Annotated in this window: 1 pseudogene; it reads right to left on the bottom strand. The window is 69.3% G+C overall.

Annotated elements, in window-relative coordinates:
- Positions 1–62: 62 nt before the first annotated feature.
- Positions 63–1,276: pseudogene (locus ACF1FZ_RS35045) on the bottom strand (IS110 family transposase).
- Positions 1,277–1,552: the final 276 nt, after the last annotated feature.

The following is a 1,552-nucleotide window of genomic DNA, read 5'->3' as shown; positions in this document are numbered from 1 at the left end:
GGGGGGTGCCTCTATGTCGTTCGTCAAGACGGTGCCGTCGGTTTTGGGGTTGTTAGTCGTGTTCATGCGGCGAGGGTGACGGTGGGGGTGCGGGGCTCGTAGAAGGTGCCGTCGCGGAGCATCGCGAACAGGACGCTGATGCGTTGGCGGGCGAGGCGGAGGAGGGCTTGGGTGTGGGTTTTGCCGCGGGCGCGTTGTTTGTCGTAGTAGGTCCGGGAGGCGGGGTCGGCGTTCATGCAGGCGAAGGCGGACAGGAACATGGCCCGTTTGAGCTGCCGGTTTCCGCCGCGGGGTGCGTGTTCGCCGTGGATCGAGGTGCCGGACGATTTCGTGGTGGGGGCCAGGCCGGCGTAGGAGGCGAGGTGGGCGGCGGTGGGGAAGTTGGTGCCGTCGCCGATGGTGGTCAGCAGGACTGCGGCGGTCCTGACGCCGACGCCGGGCATCGAGGTCAGGACCTGGGAAAGAGGGTGGGCCTCCAGCAGGGTGTTGATCTGGGCTTCCAGGGCCCGGCGCTGTTCGTGGACAGCCCCGAGGGAGCGGGCCAGGGACGGAATGACGGTGTCCAGGGTGCCCGTGCCGGGAACGACGACGGTCTGCTCGTCCAGAGCGGCAAAGACGTCGTCGATCAGCCGGGCGGCCATGCGGGGCGCCTTCGGCCGGATGACTTCGACGAGCCGTCGTCGGCCCGCCTTCCGCAGCGCGGCCGGGGACCCGTAGCGCTCCAGGAGCCAGGTGACGGCCAGGTGTCCAGGCGGGGGCCCAGGACGCGTTCCAGGCTGGGGTGGAACTGGGTGAGCAGGCCGCGTATGCGGTTGGAGGTGCGGGTGGCCTCGGCGGCGAGGTCCTGGTCGAAGCCTGTCAGGACGGTCAGCTCGGCGGTGATCTCGTCGGTCAGTTCGAGCGAGCGCAACGTATGTGGCAGGGTGCGGGCGGCGTCCGCGATCACCGCGGCGTCACGCGCGTCGGTCTTTGCCTCGCCCGGGTAGAGATCGGCGATCCGGCGCATCGCCAGGCCGGGCAGGTAGGCGACCTTGCAACCGGCGTCGCGGGCGACGGTCAAGGGCAGGGCGCCGATGGAGGCGGGCTGGTCCACGATCACCAGCACGGTTCCGAACTTCGCGGTCAGCTTGTCGAACACGGCCCGCAGTTTCGGTTCGCTGTTGGGCAGCTGCTTGTCGAAGACCTTCTTCCCGGCCGGAGTCAGCCCGTGCCCGTGATGGGCGCTCTTGCCGACGTCCAGCCCCAGAAAGACGCCCACCTCGGTGGTGTCGAGCATCGTTACTCTCCCTCTCCCCAAGGGGTGTTCACGGTGCCGGCCTCGGCGTTGGTGTCGTACGCGCGCATCCACGTTATGCAGACCTGCCGCCCGCGAGCCGTCCGGCATTGCGCCGGACCGGGCAGTGGCCGGACCTCTCATCAGCGTCTCCGACGGCACCTCCCGGGCCCGGTGACACCACCCCCCAGGTCATGCCTTCGACAGGGGGACACAGTCATGCCGGGCCCGGAGGCCAGCGGTCCCATTGCAGGACCGCCAAGAACATAACGGGGGCGG

This window comes from Streptomyces sp. NPDC014623 (assembly GCF_043088245.1).
Taxonomy (GTDB): Bacteria; Actinomycetota; Actinomycetes; order Streptomycetales; family Streptomycetaceae; genus Streptomyces.
This window is presented reverse-complemented; position numbering and strand designations above follow the sequence as displayed.